Source organism: Streptomyces sp. NPDC055239, from assembly GCF_053606205.1.
This window is the reverse complement of sequence record NZ_JBSGRD010000008.1, coordinates 217225-235567: the sequence shown is the minus strand read 5'-3', so window position 1 is coordinate 235567 and position 18343 is coordinate 217225. Positions and strand designations below refer to the sequence as shown.

The window sequence follows — 18343 nt, the reverse complement described above, 5'->3', positions numbered from 1 at the left end:
TGACGGGTACGTCGCGTTCGGGAGTACTCCCCTCCGCTGCAAGAAGAGTACGCGAAACACCAAGACTTAGTAAAGAAGACGGCAAGCAAGAGCCAAAAGGCCAGGTCAGCGAGGGTCAAAAGTCGCTTTACCGTTAGCCGCCATTAGCTGTCACCCGGGCTCGTCGGGCCCTTTGACGCGTCAGCGACCGCCCGTGCGCCGGGCGTGCGCGACCTGGTTCAGGACCTGCGTGAGCACCTTGCTGCCGGGTGGCGCCATCGGAGGTTCGTACGTCCACGCATGGCCCACCCAGGGGTCGGCGAGGTGGTCGTCGGCCACCGGGGTCAGGCGCAGGAGCGCGCGCCAGAGGGGGTCGAGCAGCGGGCCGTACTCGGAGGCGTCCTCGCGGTCGGCGACCATCATCAGGTGCACGCCGACCGCGGGGCCCTCGTCGGCGAGGTAGCGGAGCTGGGTCACGGCGCGGTCGTCGAAGCCGTGCGGGAAGTCGTTGACGATCAGGAGCTGCTCGGCGGTGTCCAGGTCCGGCGGCAGTGCGTCGGCTGCGCCCGCGCGGATCGCCATCTGCACCAGGTCGACGCGCTGGGTGAGCTTGGCGAGGACCGCGGAGACGCCCGCGGCGCCGGAGGCCGGGGGCTCGTCGAGCAGACCCGCCGTCACCAGCGGGGAGAGCGCTCCGGCCGCGGCGCCCGCCGCGTCGATGACGTGCACCGTGAACTCGCCCGCCGGATAGACCGCGAGCAGCCGAGCGGCGTGCGCGACCGCGCTGTCCATGGCGAGGCGGCGCAGCTGGTCCCCGTCGGCCAGGGAGTCCGTGCCGGACGAGCGGCCGCTGTCGATCCACAGGCCGCGCTCCAGGGGCAGCCGCACCAGCATCGGGATGCGCAGGCCGGGGCGCTCGGGCAGGTGGAGGTCGCCCAGGCGCAGGGCCATGGGGATCTCCATGGGGGTGCGGTAGGCGTGCCAGACGGGGCTGTCCCAGCCGGCGAACGCCATGGGCAGGGCGGGCTCGACGACCTCGGACTCGGCGGCGAGCTGGCCCAGGTCGCGGTCGAGGGCGTCCCTCGCCCGGTCGACGAGCTGGCCGTGCTTGGTACGGGCGGCCTCCCGAGCGGCGTCCCCGGTGTTGCCGATGCGGCTGCGCGGGTCGGAGAGGACCTTGTCGAGCTCCTGGTCCATGCGCGACTCGGCGAAGTCGACGGCACTTCGGTACGCGGCCGTGGTGCGGGCCAGGTCCTCGAACATGCCCCACACCTGGTTGTAGAGCCGCTCCTCCATGGACCAGCCGGTGGCGTCGCCCGCCACCGGCTGGGCGGCCTTGCCCGGCTCGGCCGGGGCTGCGGTCGGCGAGGGCGGAGGCGGTGCGCTGGTCTGGCGGCTGGGGTGGGTGTAGTTGACGGGACCGCCGGACGCGGCGCCCGCCTGGCGCGTCGGCGGGGCGGGCTCGGGAGTCACGGCGCCGTCCGGACCCGGCGCTCCGGGGCCGGGGGCGGTCTGGCCCGTCGCCCGCACGCGGGCCTCGTCCGAAGGGCGGGGTGGCGGCGCCGCCACCGAGCGGGCGAGGCCCTGGGCCACCGCTTCGTTGATCGTGCCCGCCAGTTCGTGCGCCCGCACAAGGCCCTGGTCGGTGAGCATGGCGGCGAGGCCGCCCGCGTACCCCTGGCCGACGGCGCGCACCTTCCACGCGTCCTGCCTGCGGTAGAGCTCCAGGGCGACGACTGCGGACTCGGCGTCCAGGTCGGTGATGGTGTAGCTGGCGACCTCGGAGCCGTCGAGTGCGGTGACGGCCACGAAGGGGGCGGCGAGGGAGCCGAAGCTGACCGGTCCCCCGACGCCGACGGGCAGCGCGAGCAGGACGTTCACCCGGTGCACCGCCTGCGGCACCGCGCCGAGGTCTACCGCGAGGCGGTGGTCGGCGGCGGCCTGCCTCGGCACCTCGAGGCCCGGCAGCGTGGGCGCGCCGGGATGGGCCACCCAGTCCGTGCCGCGCACCTTGCCCTGGTCGTCGCTGAGCGTGATCCCGGCCACGATCGGCTTGCCGACCGAGATCCTGATCTCCAGACGGGTCTCGGGAAGCGGGTGGTTCTGCCCCCGGACCAGCTCGGCCGTCATCGCCTTCGTCCCCCTCGTGCCCTCTGTACTTACTGGCGCCGCACGGCTAAAGGTGCGGCAGGATCGACGGCATCAGGTCCTGGAACGTGCGGCCGTTGGCGGGGTTGCCGATGGCCGTCATCTGCCAGCCGGAACCCGCGCGGTGGACCTTCGCCATGATCTGCGCGGTGTACTGACCGCCGCCGTCGAGTGTGTAGCGGGCGAGCTCCTGGCCGTTGGTCTCGTCGACCAGGCGGCAGAACGCGTTCTGCACCTCCTGGAACGTCTGACCCGTGAAGGAGTTCACCGTGAAGACGATCTGGTCGATGTGGACCGGGATCCGCGCCAGGTCGACGAGGATCGCCTCGTCGTCCCCGCCCTGGCCGACACCGCCGACGAGGTTGTCACCGGTGTGCCGCACGGAACCGTCGTCGCTGACGAGGTGACGGAAGAACACGACGTCCACCGGCTGCTTGTCGGCGAACAGAACCGCCGACGCGTCCAGGTCGACCTCGCGCGTGCGCGTGCCGAACAGGCCCCGCCTCGGGGCCGCCTGCCAGCCGAGCCCCATGCGCACCGCGGTCAGGGCGCCCCCGTCGTCCTTCTGCAGGCTGATGGCCTGACCCTTGGTCATGTTGACCGTCACGCGCTGTCCCCTCTCGAAATGCCTGGCAACCGCCGGTCCGCGCGGTTGCCCAGCACCCTACGCAGAGGCACTGACGGTGCCGCAGTGCGGGCGGCACTTTGTGTCGGTCTTGCAACACACCAGGCAGTACGCCTACGCCTGCCCCGCCTCCCTCATCTGCCGCAGCTCCTTCTTCATCTCTGACACCTCGTCACGCAGCCGTGCGGCGATCTCGAACTGCAGGTCGCCGGCGGCCGCGCGCATCCGTGCGGTCATCTCCTCGATCTGCTCGGCCAGTTCGGCAGCGGGCCGGTCGGTGGGCACCTTCTCGGCCGCCTTGCCCTTGGCCGCCCTCTCCGCCTTGCCGCCGAGCGCGGGCACCGGCGCCTTGGCGTCCTTACCGTCCTTCGCCTTGCGGTAGTCGGTGCCGAGCAGCTGTTCCGTGTCGACCTCCTCGCGCGCGATCGCCGACACGATGTCGTTGATCTTCTTGCGCAGCGGCTGCGGGTCGATCCCCTTCTCCTTGTTGTACGCGATCTGCTTCTCGCGGCGACGGTTGGTCTCGTCGATGGCCTGCTCCATCGCCGGGGTGACCTTGTCCGCGTACATATGGACCTGGCCGGAGACGTTGCGTGCCGCGCGGCCGATCGTCTGGATCAGTGAGGTGCCGGAGCGCAGGAAGCCCTGCTTGTCGGCGTCGAGGATCGACACCAGGGAGACCTCGGGCAGGTCGAGGCCCTCGCGCAGGAGGTTGATGCCGACCAGGACGTCGTACTCACCGGCGCGCAGTTCACGCAGGAGCTCGACGCGGCGCAGGGTGTCGACGTCGCTGTGTAGATAGCGGACCTGGATGCCCAGTTCGAGGAAGTAGTCGGTGAGGTCCTCGGCCATCTTCTTGGTGAGCGTGGTGACCAGGACGCGCTCGTCCTTCTCGGTGCGTGTGCGGATCTCGTGCACCAGGTCGTCGATCTGCCCCTCGGTGGGCTTGACCACGACCTCCGGGTCGATGAGGCCGGTGGGGCGGATGATCTGCTCGACGAAGCCGTCGCCGCGCGAGAGTTCGTACTTCCCCGGGGTCGCCGACAGGTAGACGGTCTGACCGATGCGGCCGAGGAACTCCTCCCACTTCAGCGGGCGGTTGTCGAGCGCGGACGGCAGCCGGAAGCCGTGGTCAACCAGGGTGCGCTTGCGGGAGGCGTCCCCTTCGTACATCGCGCCGATCTGCGGGACCGTGACGTGCGACTCGTCGATGACGAGGAGGAAGTCCTCGGGGAAGTAGTCGATGAGGGTGTTCGGCGCCGAGCCGGGCTCGCGGTCGTCGAAGTGCATCGAGTAGTTCTCGATGCCGGAGCAGGAGCCGATCTGGCGGAGCATCTCCAGGTCGTACGTCGTGCGCATGCGCAGGCGCTGGGCCTCCAGCATCTTGCCCTGCTTCTCCAGCTCGGAGAGGCGCTCGGCGAGCTCTTTCTCGATGCCGTTGACCGCCTTCTCCATGCGCTCCGGGCCCGCCACGTAGTGCGAGGCGGGGAAGACGTACAGGTGGTCGTCTTCGCTGATGACCTCGCCGGTGAGGGGGTGCAGCGTGGAGAGCGCCTCGATCTCGTCGCCGAACATCTCGATGCGGACGGCCAGCTCTTCGTAGACCGGGAAGATCTCGATGGTGTCGCCGCGGACCCGGAAGGTGCCGCGGGCGAAGGCCACGTCGTTGCGGGTGTACTGGATGTCGACGAAGCGGCGCAGGAGCTGGTCGCGGTCGATCTCGTCGCCGACCTTGAGCGGCACCATCCGGTCGACGTACTCCTGCGGGGTGCCGAGGCCGTAGATGCAGGAGACGGAGGCGACCACGATCACGTCGCGCCGGGTGAGCAGCGAGTTCGTCGCTGAGTGGCGCAGGCGCTCGACCTCCTCGTTGATCGAGGAGTCCTTCTCGATGTACGTGTCCGACTGGGGGACGTACGCCTCGGGCTGGTAGTAGTCGTAGTACGAGACGAAGTACTCCACCGCGTTGTTCGGCAGGAGCTCTCGGAACTCGTTGGCCAGCTGGGCGGCCAGCGTCTTGTTCGGCGCCATCACGAGGGTGGGGCGCTGGAGCTTCTCGATCATCCACGCGGTGGTGGCCGACTTGCCGGTGCCGGTCGCGCCGAGCAGGACTACGTCCTTCTCACCTGCGTTGACGCGCCGCTCCAGGTCGGCGATGGCCGCCGGCTGGTCGCCGCTTGGCGTGTAGTCACTGACGACCTCGAAAGGTGCCACCGTGCGTTCGATCTTGGATACGGGCCGCATGGAACCCACCGTACGACCCCGCACTGACAACGGGGTCGGATCACCAGCTCTGCGGGGTCCTGGGGCCGGAGCGCTGCTGGGTCCTGCGGCCCGCTCGCGGGTCGTGCCGGTCGCCCGAGCGGGGAACGGGGTAGGGGGCGCGCTGCCCCTGTGCGGCGTTCTGCAGGTCCGCCTTGCCCATCACCATCAGCGGGTCGAACATCACGATGACACCCGCGAGGAGCAGGAAGGCGAGCGGGCCGATCATCATGGGCGCGATCAGCTCGGCGGCCGAGTCCCCCGTGGTCGGCGCCGCGGACGAGCCCTCGTGCAGATGGACCCGGAGGGCGGCCATCCCGGTGTAGTGCATGCCGGTCACGGCCAGGCCCATGACGAGGCTCGCGCCCAGGCTCCAGAGGAAGCCTCTGACCTGTGCGGCCGCCCATAGTGCGGCGGTGGCGGCGACGACGGCGATCACGACGGACGCCGAAACGGTGAGCGTGTTGTAGTCCAGCGTCCCGCGCAGACGCATTCCGGCCATTCCCAGATAGTGCATCGACGCGACGCCGAGACCGGTGATCGTTCCCCCGGTGAACAGCGCTGTCCCGGTCGCGCCTCGGTAGCCCACGATGAAGATCCCGACGCCGACCATGATGATGGCCACGGCGAGACTCGCGAAGGTCAGCGCCCTGTCGTAGTGGATCGGGGCCTGCTCGACGGAGAAGCCCATCATCGCGATGAAGTGCATCGTCCAGATGCCGGAGCCGATCGCCGCCGAGCCGAGCGCGAGCCAGCCGGGCCGCCAGGAGTGCGCGACAAGGAGCGACCTGGTGGTGCAGCGCAGACCGAGCGCTCCACCGAGGCACGCCATGAGGTACGCCGTCACCGGTGTGACTAGTCCATAACTGAAACCGTCGACCGTGCCCTGCATGAGCGGTAGCCCTTCCGCCTATTGTGTCCAATTGCCCGGGATTGCGCCCAAGTGGCCCCAGTCGGCCGTCTACTGACAGGCCATGGACTGAAGCAGAGAGTAAAGCTCACTCCGGAACTTGCGAACGATTTTCCGGGAAATGAACCCGGCTGTCTCCGTTCAACCTGTGGCCATCCTGCACCTGTCTCGCGTTGGCCGTGGACTGTCACTCTCAACCGGTCCGTGACCATTTCATCGCGAGGAGTCACCCTTGTCCGCACGTCTTGCCGCTGCCGCCACCGCTGCTCTCCTCGGAGCCGGTGCACTCGTTCTCCCCTCCGCCACCGCTCACGCCGCCGACAAGCCGTCGGCGCGGACGTCCGTCTCGCACGACAGACCGCTGGTCGTCGCGCACCGGGGCGCGTCCGCCTACGCGCCCGAGAACACTTTCGCAGCCATCGACAAGGCGGCTGACATGGGGTTCCGCTGGGTCGAGAACGACGTCCAGCGCACCAAGGACGGCGAGCTCGTGATCGTGCACGACGACACCCTGAAGCGGACGACGAACGTCGAGGAGCTCTTCCCTGACCGCGCGCCGTGGAAGGTCGGGGACTTCACCGCGGCGGAGATCCGCACGCTTGACGCGGGCAGCTGGTTCAGCCCGAAGTACGCGGGACAGCGGGTGCCGACGCTGAAGCAGTACATGAACCGGGTCTCGCGCAACCACCAGAAGCTCGTCTTCGAGTTCAAGAAGCCCGAGCTGTACCCGGGCATCGAGAAGCAGGGCCTCGACGTCCTGCGCAAGACGGGCTGGCTGGACAAGCACCACGTCAAGAACAAGCTCGTCATCCAGAGCTTCAGCGCGGACAGCGTCAAGACGGTGCACAAGCTGCGGCCCGACATAAAGACCGGCTTCCTCGGTACGCCGACGGTCGCCGAGCTGCCCGAGTACGCCAAGTTCTCCGACCAGATCAACTCGACGCACACCTCCATCTCCAAGGAGTACGTCTCCGCGATCCACTCGCTCAAGGGTCCGCACCGGGGGCGCCTGGAGATCTTCACCTGGACCGTGAACGACGCGGCCGCCGCTCAGCGGGTGGCGGGCTTCGGGGTGAACGGCATCATCACGAACACGCCCGATGTCGTGCGCAAGGCCATCTCCTAGTAGCACCGGCTCCCACCAGCACCGGCGGGCTCGCGGGGCCGCGTTGTCAGTGCCCGGTCGTACGGTGGTCCACATGAACGCCAAGGGGCAGCACGGGCAGGGCGGGCCGGGGCAGGACGGCCCGCGGCAGGCGGTGTGGGCCGTCGTCGCGAGCGACATCGGCCCACTGCTGCTCGCCGCGACCGACGACGGTCTGGTCACCGTCGTCTTCCACGCCACGGACGCGGTGCGCGACCAGGCACTCGAGCGGCTCGGCTCCCGGCTGGGGGCCGAGCCGCTCGAAGCACCCGGCTCCGAGCTCCTCGCCGAGCCCATACGCCAGCTCGCGGCCTACTTCGCGGGCGAGCGGCACGACTTCGAGCTGCCGCTCGACTGGTCGCTGATCTCCGGGTTCAACCGCCAGGTCCTGCGCGAGCTGACGACAGTTCCGTACGGCGCTGTCGTGGGCTACGGAGACCTGGCCCGCCGCGTCGGTCAGCCCGGCGCGGCCCAGGCGGTCGGCATGGCGATGGGTGCCAACCCGCTGCCGGTCGTGGTGCCGTGCCACCGGGTGGTCGAGAGGGACGGCGGCATCGGCGGCTTCGGTGGCGGCGTCGAGACCAAGAGGCGGCTGCTCGCCCTGGAAGGGGTGCTGCCGGAGCCGCTGTTCTGACGCTCCCGGCACACCCCGGACAACTCTGTTTCCCGCGTACGAACGCCCTGGCACACTGCGTCAGTGACTTCGACCCTCGACGCTCCTGACATACCCGCGCCGGAGGCGCTGCCGGCCCTGCGCCGCCGCACCACCGCGGTGCTGGTCTCCAGTCAGATACTGGGCGGGCTCGGGGTACCGATCGGCATCGCCCTGGCCCCGGTGCTCGCGACCGAGGTGAGCGGGACGGAGGCGCTGTCCGGCCTCGCGCCCACCGCGTCCGTGGCCGGTACCGCCCTGCTGTCGCTGCCGCTCGCCGCCCTGATGACGTCGCGCGGACGGCGGCCCGGCCTCGTCCTCGCGTATCTGATCGGCGCGCTCGGGGCGGGACTCGTGGTGCTCGCCGCCGTCATCGAGAGCTTCCCCCTGCTGCTGGTCGGCATGGCGGGCTTCGGGGCGGGCTCGTCGGCCAATCTCCAGGCCCGCTTCGCGGCCGCCGACCTCGCCGAGCCCGAACGGCGCGGCCGTGCCATCTCCCTCGTCATCTGGGCCACCACCATCGGCTCTGTCCTCGGCCCGAACATCGCCGCGCCCACGAGCCGCGCCTTCTCCGGCACCTCCGTCCCCGAGTCGGCAGGGCCCTTCCTCTTCGCCGCCGGGATCTTCGCCGTCGCCGGTCTCGTGGTGGCGGTGCTCCTTCGCCCCGACCCGCTGCTCACCGCCCGCGCGCTCGCCCCGCAGGAGGACGATTCCGCGCGGAGCCGTTCGCTGCGGGCCGGTGTCGCCGCGGTGGCCGCGTCGCCGATGGCCCGGCTCGCCCTGGTGACGGTGGCCGTGTCGCACACGGTGATGGTGTCGATCATGGTCATGACCCCGGTCGACCTGGGGCACCACGGCGCGGATCTGCAACTGGTCGGCCTGGTCATCAGCGGTCACATCGCGGGCATGTACGCGCTCTCGCCGGTGATGGGCTGGCTCTCCGACCGGTTCGGACGGCTCTCCGTGATCGGCCTCGCGGTCGGACTGCTGTGCTGCGCCGCGCTGCTCGCCGGCACGGCGGGGCCGAGCCACGGCCAGACCGCCGCCGGTCTCTTCGTCCTCGGCCTCGGCTGGTCCGCGGGCCTGGTCTCCGGCTCCGCGCTGCTCACCGACTCGGTGCCGCAGCCCGCCAGGGCCGCCGTGCAGGGCCTGTCGGACCTGACCATGAACACGGCGGCGGGCATCGGGGGCGCGGCCGCCGGCCTCATTGTCGCGCGGGCGAGCTACGGCTGGCTCAACCTCGTCGGCGTCTGCGTGCTGCTGCCGCTGGCGGCGCTCGCGCTGCGCCGGGCGGTCAAGAAGGCCTGATCCGGGGTCTGGTGACCCCGGTGGTCACCTGACCTCGGTGGTCACGAGAGCGTGATGTGGTACGCCTTGCGCAGCGTCTCGTGCACGGTCCACGTCGTACGGTCGCCCTCGCGCAGAACGGCCGCGTCGCCGGGGCCGACCTCGATCACGTCACCGCCCTCGACCGCGATCGTGGCGCGGCCGCTGACGACCACGAAGAGTTCGTTGGCCTCGGTGTCGGTGACGACGCCGGGCGTGATCTGCCAGATCCCGCGCAGCTGCTTGCCGTCGGCGGACTCCCACAGGACCTTCCCGGTGACTTCCGGGGTGCCGGAGACGATCTGCTCGGGGTCGAGGGGCTCGGCCTCCAGGTCGACATCCGGAATGTGTACGGCGAAGGACGCGACAGCTTGATCATTCGTGGTCATGGCCGGTCACCCTAGCCGGGCCCCGCACGGCACTCCGGCACGGGTGGGTCGGGTCAGCCCTCCCCGGCCTCTCCGGTCTCTCCGACCTCTCCGGTCTCCCCGGCTTCTTCCGCCTCTCCGTAGTGCCGCGCCTCGAAGATGTTCCCGTCCGGGTCGCGGAAGTAGAAGCTGCGCAGAGCCCTGCCGCGAGCGCCGAACGCGTCGTGCGCGATGTCCGACACCGGCGTCCCGTGTTCCTCCAGGCGGGCACGCAGCGCCTCGAAGCCGGTCCGAGCCAGGGCGAGGCAGACGTGGTTGACCGGGTGGCCCGCGCTCTTGTCCGCGCCCGGCACGACGTTCATGCGCTCGGCGAGCGTGAGCGGGGCGAGGTCGAAGATGGTCTCCTCGTTGAGCCGCACGGAGGGGAACGAGGCCTTGCCCGCGGCGAACTCGGCGACGCGCAGTGGTTCGAGGCCGAGCACCTTCTCGTAGAAGCCGGCTGCCGCCGCGGGGTCGCGCACCCACAGAACGACGTGGTCGAGACGTGCCGTGTTGTCCGTCATGCACCCAGGCTGCTGCCCCGCCCCCGGCGCCGCAAGGGTCGGGCGGGACCCGCCGACCGACCGCCGGGGAGGGCGGTTGCTCTAGGCCTTCCTCCCCCACGCCGAGATCAGGGGGGAGGTCGCCAGGTCCATCGGCTCCGATGCGATGTTCGCGAGGTGGTCGGTGATGTCGGCGTCCGTGGCAAGACCCGCGGCGGTCAGGGCCGTGCGGGACTGCTGGATCGTGGCCGTCTCCAGGGCCGCGCAGGCGGGCGAGGTCAGCGGGAAGTACGCGTCGGCCTCCACCTGGCGCAGGCCCGCCGCGCGGAGCAGACGGGGCAGACCACGTCCGTACGCGAGTTCGGTGCCGCGCTGGGTGATCAGGGCGTGCCGCAGGCGGTTCGCAAGCTGCTGCGCCGGGCCGTGCTCGTCCGGGCAGGGCAGGGGCTGCAGGGCCGGATCGGCCTCCTCGATCAGCAGGCGGCCCCCGGGGCGCAGCGCCCGGATCATCGAGCGCAGCGCCAGTTCCCGGTCGGGCACCCCGGCGAGCACGAGCCGCGCGTGGACGAGATCGAATCCCCCGCCGGGCGGCGCCTGCGCCCCCACGTCGTGCGTACGCACCTCGACCGGCGGCCGGGCGGCCGACGTCTGCCAGGAGATGTCCGTGTCGGTCGCGAGGATCCGTCCGGTGGGGCCGACCCGCTTGGCGAGCCAGGAGACGACGGAGAAACCGCCCGCGCCGACCTCCCAGCAGCGCCACCCCGGCCCGATGCCGAGCCGCTCGATGTGCCGGAAGGTCGTGGGGTCGAAGAGCGCGGAGAACGCCTCGGAGCGCTGCCCCGCACCCGCCCCGTCGGCGGCCCCCTCGGCGTGCCGATTCCGATTGCCCGTCAGATAGCCGTCAATGAGCGTCATGCGGCGATTATCCCAATTATCCGGCTTACGCCCGGGAGGCAGCTCCGAACACCTGGAGCGGAGTGTTCCGTTCCCACAGGCTCGGGACGCGATGTCGGGACGTACTGGCAGACTGGCACGCCAAGTCACCAGAACGAGGAGCCACGCATGTCGATGGCAGGCAACCTGCGGAAGGTAGGGAACCTCCGCAAGGTAGGCGGCCTGCGGAAGGTCGCGCGGGTCGCCCAGTTCGTGCGCAAGCACAAGCGCGTCGACCTGAGCCACCCCGCCCGCTCCCCGCTGGGCTCGGCGGTGGTGAAGTGCGTGACGTACCGCAACGGCGTGCGCCAGGAGGACGGCCGCGACCTCGTCGAGGAGGTCGAGCGCGTCCGCAAGAGCGGTGACGGATTCGTCTGGCTCGGGCTGCACGAGCCGACGGAGGAGGAGTTCGCGGGCATCGCCGAACTGTTCGACCTGCACCCGCTCGCCGTGGAGGACGCGGTCCACGCCCACCAGCGGCCGAAGGTGGAGCGGTACGACGAGACCCTGTTCGCCGTCTTCAAGACCGTCTGTTACGTCGAACATGCCGAACTCACCGCGACCAGCGAGGTGGTGGACACCGGCGAGATCATGGTCTTCGTCGGCGCGGAGTTCGTGGTCACCGTGCGGCACGGCCGCCATGGTTCGCTCGGTCCGCTGCGCGAAGAACTCGAATCGGCGCCCGAGCAGCTCGCGCAGGGACCCGCGGCGGTCCTGCACGCGCTCGCCGACCACGTCGTGGACGACTATCTCGTGGTGACGGACGCGGTGCAGGCCGACATCGACCAGGTGGAGATGGACGTGTTCTCCAAGGACGGGGAGCGCGCCGACCCCGGCCGCATATACCAACTCAAGCGCGAACTCCTCGAGCTGAAGCGGGCCGTGGTGCCGCTCGGCCGCCCTCTGCAGATCCTCGCCACCCAGCCGATGCGGGCGGTCGCCCCGGAGATACAGGCCTACTTCCGGGACGTCGACGACCACCTCAAGCGGGTCACGGAGCAGATCGCCTCCTTCGACGAACTCCTGAACTCCATCCTTCAGGCCCATCTCGCACAGGTGACGGTCGCGCAGAACGAGGACATGCGGAAGATCACCGCCTGGGCCGCCGTGATCGCCGTACCGACGATGGTCTGCGGTGTGTACGGAATGAACTTCGACCACATGCCCGAACTGCACTGGAAGTACGGATACGGCCTGGTGATCGGCGTGATCGTCACCACCTGTCTCGCGCTCTACCGCGGCTTCAGGCGCAACGGCTGGCTCTAGGCTGCGCGGGCCATGCCAACCACGGGCGGCAGCCGAGAAATAGCTCCGGCGGCGTCCGGCGGTCAGCCCTTCGCGTACACGCTCTCGACCCAGCCCGCGAGTTGGTCGTCGGTGAGGTGCGTGGCGAGGTCGGCCTCGCTGATCATGCCGACCAGGCGTTTGTTCTCGATGACCGGGAGCCTGCGGATCTGGCTGCTCTTCATCTCCTGGAGGACCTCGTCGACGCCCGCGCCCGAGTCGATCCAGCGCGGTGTGCCCTTGGCCATGTCGCCCGCGGTCACCCGGGACGGGTCGTGCCCCACCGCGACACAACCGACCACGATGTCGCGGTCTGTGAGGATGCCGCAGAGCCGCTCGTTCGCGTCGCTGATGGGCAGCGCGCCCACGTCGAGCTGACGCATCAGTTGTGCGGCGCGGTCCAGGGTCTCGTGTGCGGGGATCCACTGGGCGCCGCGGTGCATGATGTCTCCGGCGGTGGTCATGAGGTACCTCCCTGTGCCGGGCGGCCGGCGCGGCGCGGAGGCGCCGCTAGTCCCGGCGCCCCTCATTCTCGCCGGGCCCGCGGAGGTCCGCACGCCGGAGCCGGGCACCCCCTCGCATGGGCGGGTTCCCCTCAGGCGGAGAAGCCGACGACCTTCTGCGGGATCACCCTGATGATCACCCGGGTCTCCTCGTCCTTCTCACCGGGCGGGTCGATGCCGAGGTACTTGTGCGAGAGCTCGTGCGGAAGCCGCTTCTCCGGATCGGGGAGTATCTCGGCGACGCCACGGATCTCGACCGACGTGTACGGGTCGGCCAGGTCGAAGACCGAGACACTGACGCGTGGGTCGCGTTCGAGATTGCGGACCTTCTGCCGCCGTGCCGTGGAGGAGAACAGCACGGCGTCGCCCTCCCGTTTGATCCACACCACCGAGTTCTGGGGTGCGCCGTCGGGTCCGAGTGTCGCGATGCCCGCGAAGTTCTTGCCGTCGAGGAGGGTGCGGACCGAATCGCTGAAGTGGAGCGCTTCCGTAGCCATGCCCAGACTCTAACTACATGCACGTGCACATAAAAGGGCTTTCGGTGCTCGCCTTCATCTCTCCTGCGCGTCAGACCCCTCAGCCGCTCCACGCCGGGTGCCGTGGATCGTCCGCGCGTACGACCACGTCGGCCACCGCGCCGGGGTCCGCCTCCGTCTCGTACCGCTCGAAGGCGGGCAGCGTCCATTGTTCGCTCTCCGGCGTACGTCGTCGCAGGGCGCCCGGCGAAAGACTCGTATGGACCGTCAGATCGAAGGGGAACCAATGGCCGAGCAGTAGCGGGCCGTGCAGCAACAGCATTGCGCCGGACTCGAGTTGGACGTACGGGCTGCGTGTCGCGCGGTCCGCTGCCGGGTCCCACAGGTCGGGCAGCACCCGTCCCGTACCGCCCGGATCCAGCGGCCCGAAGACCTCGCGCCAGAGCGCGCCGGTGTCGAACCAGCCGCTGTAGTACGACTCCACGTCCTCGCGCCCGTATTCGAGGCGCAGCGAGGCGGGGCGCAGGAAGCCCTCCGTGCCGACGACGAGTGCGGAGCGCCCGCGCACCCGCAGCGCGTCGGCCACGCTCCGGGCCAGTTCGCCGGGCCTGCCCGCCGGGGCCCCGTCGAAGGCGATGCGGGGCCAGGGGCTCGCGTCCGCCGTCTTCAGGTCGAGCAGGCGGTCGGCGAGGGTGTCCGTGAGCCGGTCCCAGGTGATCGCTTCGAGTCGCACCCGTCCCATGATGCAGGGCCGTCCCGCCGTGGTGTCGCCGGGCTCTCCCGCCCCTCCCCCACGACGGTACGCGTCCGCCGACCGGGGAATGAACCCTGTATGGCACCAATTCCCCTCCCCCGAAGCGGACTTCTCGCCATCCAGCCCCTCAAGCACCGCCACTGCGCGGAGTGCCGTGGCGGGCCGCTCGCCCTCCTGGTCATCGCGGACGCCGAGCCGCGCTGTCTGGACTGCGCCGACCTGGGCCATCTCGTCTTCCTGCCACGCGGCGACACCGCGCTGACGCGTCGGGCCCGCGAGGGGAGCGGGCTCTCCGCGGTGGTCATCCGCTTCAATCGGCGCCAGGGGCGGTACGAGCGCCAGGGCGTCCTCGTCGAGGAGGAGGCGCTGGCGCGGGCGGAGGAGCGGTGCCTCGCCGACGCGGAGGCTCGGGCGCGCCGTCGGGCGCGGGACGCGGTGCGCCGGGCCGCGCAGGATGTCCGCTTCACCGCGGCCTTCTCCGACGAGATACGCCGCCTCTTCCCCGGGTGCCCCGAGGAGCGGGCCCGCGCGATCGCCGCGCACGCGTCCGTGCGGGGCAGTGGGCGGGTGGGCAGGAGCGCGGCGGGGCGGGCCCTGTCGGCCGGGGCTGTGACGGGGGCGGTGGTGGCCGCCGTCCGGCACACGGAGACTCCGTACGACCGCCTCCTCATGAGCGGGGTCCCCCGGGGGGAGGCCCGTCGCCGGATCGCTCCTGCGGTGGAGGCGGTGCTTCGGGGCTGGCAGGGGCCTGAGCGGAGGGGCTTGGCGGTGTGAGGTGGGGTGCACCCTTGGCGGGGCCTGCCTCGTTGCGGGGCCTGGACCGTCGCTTCGCGCCGGATTTTTTCCCGCCCACCCCAAGCCAGGAACAGCGCCCCCCGGGCCCCCAGGCCAGACGCCCGCGCATGCGCCCGCGCGGCCCGCACATGGACCCCACCCCGGCAAGGGCAATTCACTTGTGGTGCGGGGCCGCGCCATGGAGGATCACTGCGGCTCACTCACCTGCCGGCTGCCTTACTCAACGCGGGAGTTGCCATGATCGAGGGACCGTATTTCGTGCTCGTCGTGCTGAGCGCACTCGCCTGCGGCCTGGTCGCCGGGGCGTTCGTCGCGTTCTCGACCTTCGTCATGCAGGGCCTGGCCGCGCTGCCCCCGGAGCAAGGCATCGCGGCGATGCAGTCGATCAACGTCAAGGCACTCACCGCCGGGTTCATGACCGTGTTCATGGGCGCCGCCGGACTCAGCGCGGTCGTCGCCGTCGTCACCTTCGTGCTCTGGCCCGACGACCACACCGTCGAGCTGCTCCTCGGCAGCGCGCTGTATCTGTTCGGCTCGTTCGGGGTGACCATCGCCGCGAACGTCCCCCGCAACGACGCCCTCGCGAAGCTCGACGCGCGGGCGCCGCAGAGCGCGGACCACTGGCGTGCGTACGTCCGTGAGTGGACCCTGTGGAACCACGTCCGGGTCGGCGCATCGCTGGCCGCGGCTGCGGCCTTCACCCTCGCCCTGACCTGACCTGACCCGACACTCGTCCCCCTTCGAACGTGCCGGGCCCGTCCACCCGTCGTACAGTGGCCGGAAGCCTGTGAAAGCACCCGAGGGAGACGGCCATGGCCGACCCCAAAGGCTTCCTCACCACCACCCGCCAGGAATGGCCGCGCCGACCCGTCGGCGAACGGGTCAAGGACTGGGACGAGGTGTACGTCCCCGGTGCGCTGCTGCCCATCGTCGAGCGGCAGGCAGACCGCTGCATGGACTGCGGCATCCCCTTCTGCCACGACGCGTGCCCGCTGGGCAATCTGATCCCCGACTGGAACGAGCTCGTCTCGCGCTCCGACTGGCGCGCGGCGGCCGACCGGCTGCACGCCACGAACAACTTCCCCGAGTTCACCGGGCGCCTCTGCCCCGCCCCCTGCGAGGCGGGCTGCGTCCTCGCGATCAACCAGCCCGCCGTCACCATCAAGAACGTCGAAGTGGCCATCGCCGACCGCTCCTGGCAGGACGGTCTCAATCCGGCCCGCCCCCCGGACCGGCACTCCGGGAAGACCGTCGCCGTCGTCGGCTCAGGACCTGCCGGACTCGCCGCCGCGCAACAGCTGACGCGGGCCGGTCACACCGTCGCCGTGTACGAGCGCGAGGACCGCGCGGGCGGGCTCCTGCGGTACGGAATCCCCGCGTTCAAGATGGAGAAGCACCACCTGGAGCGGCGGCTCGCGCAGATGCGGGACGAGGGCACGGTCTTCCGTACGTCCGTCGAGATCGGGCGGGACATCGGCGCCGCGGAGCTGCGGGCCAGGTACGACGCGGTGGTGCTCGCCGTCGGCGCCACCGCCTGGCGCGACCTGGACGTGCCGGGGCGGGAGCTGGCCGGCATCCAGCAGGCGATGGAGTACCTCCCGCTCGCCAACCGCGTGTGCGAGGGCGACGTCGACACATCGCCGCTGTCCGCCGCAGGCAAGCATGTCGTGATCATCGGCGGCGGGGACACCGGAGCGGACTGCCTGGGTACGGCGGTGCGCGAAGGGGCCACGTCCGTCACGCAGTTGGACATCTACGAGCGGCCCGGTGACCTGCGCGACGAACTGGCCGAGCCCTGGCCGACGTACCCCAAGGTCTACCGCCTCTCCGGCGCGCACGAGGAGGCGGGCGAGCTGCGCACCGCTCCCGCCGCGGACGCCGACGCGCGCCTGTTCGCCGCCTCCACCCTCCGCTTCAGCGGCGACGCGGCGGGCCGGGTGCGCTCCCTGCGGCTGACCGAGGTCGACGCGGATCGGCGCCCGCGGCCCGGCACCACCCGTACGCTCCCCGCCGATCTGGTGCTGCTCGCGCTCGGCTTCTGCGGGCCCGAGCGGACACCGGGCGGCCTGGTCGAGCAGCTCGGACTGAAGGTGGACGACCGCGGCACCCTCGCACGCGACGCGGACTTCACGACGAACGTGCCGGGCGTCTTCGCGACGGGCGACGCGGCCCGCGGCGCGTCACTGATCGTGTGGGCCATCGCCGAGGGCCGCGCGACAGCGGCCGCCGTGGATCGCTGGCTGACGGGCACGACCCAGCTCGCGGCACCGATCGGGCCGTACGACCGCCCGATGACCGTATGAAACTGCCTGGTCAGGGCCGCCGCCTGCTCAGGACAGCAGGAAGTCGGCCTCCCCCGCCTTCGCCCCCTGGATGAACGCGTTGATCTCGCCGTACGTGTAGATCAGCGCAGGACCGTCCGGATCGGCCGACTGGCGGACCGCGACCCGGCCGTCGGCCAGCTTCATGGCCTCCAGGCAGTTGCCGCCGTTGCCACCGCTCCACGGCTTGTGCCAGCCCTCGCTGCCGAGGTCACGCGCGGGCATGCCGTTGTAGATCCGGGAGTCGTCCCGGGACTCGGGGCGTGACCCGGCTCCGGGCTTGGACCCGGGTCGCGTACCGGCTCGGTGTCGATCCATTCACAGCTCCTTGCGGAGGTCCCTCAGGAGCTCCTTTGTGCGTTGTGCCGTCGCGGCTTGCGCCGCCATGCGGTCCATGACCTCGAGGTGGGTCGCGACCTCGGTGCGCGCGTCCAGATAGACGGCGCCGGTCAGGTACTCGCTGTAGACCATGTCCGGCAGTTCCGCCATGGCGAAGCGGAAGAGCACGAACGGCCCGTACGTGCCCGGGTGCGGACCCGCCGCGAACGGCGCGATCTGCAACGTCACGTGCGGAAGTTCGACGGCTTCGAGCAGCTTGTCGATCTGCTCGCGCATCACATCGGAACCGCCCACCGGTCTGCGCAGGGCGGTCTCGTCCATCACTATCCAGAGCCGTGGCGCGTCGTCACGGCTGAGCAGCGACTGGCGCTCCATCCGCAGCGCCACATACCGCTCGACGTCCTCGGGACGGGTCTGGCCGATCGCCCCGGAGCGCATCACACCACGCGCGTACTCCTCGGTCTGCAGCAGGCCGGGCACGAAGTGCGGTTCGTAGGACCTGATGAGGCTGGCCGCCCCCTCCAGGCTGACGTACATGCTGAACCAGCCCGGCAGGATGTCGTGGAACCGCTGCCACCAGCCCGGTTTGTTCGCCTCCTCGGCGAGCGTAACGAAGGCGTCGGCCTCGTCGTCGGCGACGCCGTAGGACTTCAGGAGGAGCTGGAGATACGGGATCTTGAGCGCGACCTCGGCCATCTCCATGCGGCGGACCGTGGCGGGGGCGACGCGGAGAATCCGCGCCGCCTCCTCTCGCTTGAGGCCCGCGCGCTCACGCAGGTCCTGCAAGCGACGGCCGAGGACGACCTGGCCGACGGTCGGCGCGGACCGCGGTTCGCTCACGTCCTACCTCCACGTACTCCATGTAATGCCAATTCACTCCGCACCTGGAGCCGTTGCGAGCAGTGTGCCATGTGCCGTCTAGAAGGGACACGCCACTGTGCACTTTTCAGAGTGGGTCTTGCCAAGGTGTTCCCGGCGGGGC

The 18343-nt window shown here is 70.5% G+C and carries 19 protein-coding genes; 7 read left to right on the top strand and 12 right to left on the bottom strand.

Translation table 11 applies throughout. The features are described 5' to 3' along the window. Positions 1-180: 180 nt before the first annotated feature. From ACWFRJ_RS25460 to ACWFRJ_RS25445, 4 genes are all read right to left on the bottom strand, one after another. Entirely contained in the window at positions 181-2109 is a 1929-nt protein-coding gene (locus ACWFRJ_RS25460; protein WP_453535234.1) for a TerD family protein, read from the bottom strand. 46 nt (positions 2110-2155) lie between these two features. Further along, complete coding sequence (locus ACWFRJ_RS25455; RefSeq protein WP_389910165.1) at positions 2156-2734, bottom strand: TerD family protein; 579 nt, start codon at positions 2732-2734, stop codon at positions 2156-2158. A 132-nt stretch (positions 2735-2866) separates the two neighbouring features. Next, positions 2867-4996, bottom strand: coding sequence for an excinuclease ABC subunit UvrB (gene uvrB / locus ACWFRJ_RS25450; RefSeq protein ID WP_453535230.1), 2130 nt, complete (start codon positions 4994-4996; stop codon positions 2867-2869). Between the two features lie 40 nt (positions 4997-5036). Continuing rightward, the gene (locus tag ACWFRJ_RS25445; RefSeq protein ID WP_453535227.1) at positions 5037-5906 is read right to left on the bottom strand and encodes an MHYT domain-containing protein; all 870 of its coding nucleotides are present in this window, start codon (positions 5904-5906) and stop codon (positions 5037-5039) included. Positions 5907-6156: 250 nt separating this feature from the next. Here ACWFRJ_RS25445 and ACWFRJ_RS25440 point away from each other — a divergent pair, with 250 nt between their 5' ends. The 3 genes from ACWFRJ_RS25440 to ACWFRJ_RS25430 all read left to right on the top strand — a co-directional run bounded on the left by ACWFRJ_RS25440 (position 6157) and on the right by ACWFRJ_RS25430 (position 9028). Then, complete coding sequence (locus tag ACWFRJ_RS25440; protein ID WP_453535224.1) at positions 6157-7050, top strand: glycerophosphodiester phosphodiesterase; 894 nt, start codon at positions 6157-6159, stop codon at positions 7048-7050. A gap of 73 nt (positions 7051-7123) precedes the next feature. Next, positions 7124-7702, top strand: coding sequence for a methylated-DNA--[protein]-cysteine S-methyltransferase (locus tag ACWFRJ_RS25435; protein WP_453535221.1), 579 nt, complete (start codon positions 7124-7126; stop codon positions 7700-7702). Positions 7703-7765: 63 nt separating this feature from the next. Beyond that, positions 7766-9028 (top strand): MFS transporter, encoded by a 1263-nt coding sequence (locus ACWFRJ_RS25430; RefSeq protein ID WP_453535218.1) that lies wholly within the window; start codon positions 7766-7768, stop codon positions 9026-9028. A 41-nt stretch (positions 9029-9069) separates the two neighbouring features. On the opposite strand, the gene ACWFRJ_RS25425 is transcribed toward ACWFRJ_RS25430, so the two are convergent. From ACWFRJ_RS25425 to ACWFRJ_RS25415, 3 genes are all read right to left on the bottom strand, one after another. Then, positions 9070-9435 (bottom strand): cupin domain-containing protein, encoded by a 366-nt coding sequence (locus tag ACWFRJ_RS25425; RefSeq protein ID WP_453535215.1) that lies wholly within the window; start codon positions 9433-9435, stop codon positions 9070-9072. 53 nt (positions 9436-9488) lie between these two features. After that, on the bottom strand, positions 9489-9977 hold the full coding sequence (locus ACWFRJ_RS25420) for a VOC family protein (protein WP_453535212.1): 489 nt from the start codon (positions 9975-9977) through the stop codon (positions 9489-9491). A gap of 81 nt (positions 9978-10058) precedes the next feature. Then, positions 10059-10871 (bottom strand): class I SAM-dependent methyltransferase, encoded by an 813-nt coding sequence (locus tag ACWFRJ_RS25415; protein ID WP_453535209.1) that lies wholly within the window; start codon positions 10869-10871, stop codon positions 10059-10061. Positions 10872-11018: 147 nt separating this feature from the next. Between ACWFRJ_RS25415 and corA the strand changes: the two genes are divergently transcribed. Beyond that, the gene (gene corA / locus ACWFRJ_RS25410; RefSeq protein ID WP_453535206.1) at positions 11019-12155 is read left to right on the top strand and encodes a magnesium/cobalt transporter CorA; all 1137 of its coding nucleotides are present in this window, start codon (positions 11019-11021) and stop codon (positions 12153-12155) included. A gap of 62 nt (positions 12156-12217) precedes the next feature. Here corA and ACWFRJ_RS25405 read toward each other — a convergent pair whose 3' ends face one another. The 3 genes from ACWFRJ_RS25405 to ACWFRJ_RS25395 form a co-directional block, all read right to left on the bottom strand. Then, positions 12218-12637 (bottom strand): CBS domain-containing protein, encoded by a 420-nt coding sequence (locus ACWFRJ_RS25405; RefSeq protein WP_453535204.1) that lies wholly within the window; start codon positions 12635-12637, stop codon positions 12218-12220. A 131-nt stretch (positions 12638-12768) separates the two neighbouring features. After that, entirely contained in the window at positions 12769-13173 is a 405-nt protein-coding gene (locus tag ACWFRJ_RS25400) for a PPOX class F420-dependent oxidoreductase (protein WP_453535201.1), read from the bottom strand. A 79-nt stretch (positions 13174-13252) separates the two neighbouring features. Next, complete coding sequence (locus tag ACWFRJ_RS25395; protein WP_453535198.1) at positions 13253-13894, bottom strand: uridine kinase; 642 nt, start codon at positions 13892-13894, stop codon at positions 13253-13255. A 90-nt stretch (positions 13895-13984) separates the two neighbouring features. Between ACWFRJ_RS25395 and ACWFRJ_RS25390 the strand changes: the two genes are divergently transcribed. The 3 genes from ACWFRJ_RS25390 (at position 13985) to ACWFRJ_RS25380 (ending at position 17004) form a co-directional block, all read left to right on the top strand. Next, positions 13985-14680, top strand: coding sequence for a DUF2293 domain-containing protein (locus tag ACWFRJ_RS25390; RefSeq protein ID WP_453535195.1), 696 nt, complete (start codon positions 13985-13987; stop codon positions 14678-14680). A 258-nt stretch (positions 14681-14938) separates the two neighbouring features. After that, on the top strand, positions 14939-15418 hold the full coding sequence (locus ACWFRJ_RS25385) for an anthrone oxygenase family protein (RefSeq protein ID WP_453535192.1): 480 nt from the start codon (positions 14939-14941) through the stop codon (positions 15416-15418). Between the two features lie 95 nt (positions 15419-15513). Then, positions 15514-17004 carry a glutamate synthase subunit beta gene (locus ACWFRJ_RS25380; RefSeq protein WP_453535189.1) on the top strand — a complete coding sequence of 497 codons (1491 nt, stop codon included), beginning with the start codon at positions 15514-15516 and terminating at the stop codon, positions 17002-17004. Positions 17005-17031: 27 nt separating this feature from the next. Here the strand turns inward: ACWFRJ_RS25380 and ACWFRJ_RS25375 are convergent, their stop codons facing one another. Both ACWFRJ_RS25375 and ACWFRJ_RS25370 read right to left on the bottom strand, forming a co-directional pair. After that, a complete protein-coding gene (locus tag ACWFRJ_RS25375; protein ID WP_383272964.1) occupies positions 17032-17247 on the bottom strand; it encodes a DUF397 domain-containing protein in 216 nt (71 codons plus the stop codon). A gap of 93 nt (positions 17248-17340) precedes the next feature. Then, positions 17341-18201 (bottom strand): helix-turn-helix domain-containing protein, encoded by an 861-nt coding sequence (locus ACWFRJ_RS25370; protein ID WP_453535186.1) that lies wholly within the window; start codon positions 18199-18201, stop codon positions 17341-17343. Positions 18202-18343 lie beyond the last annotated feature (142 nt).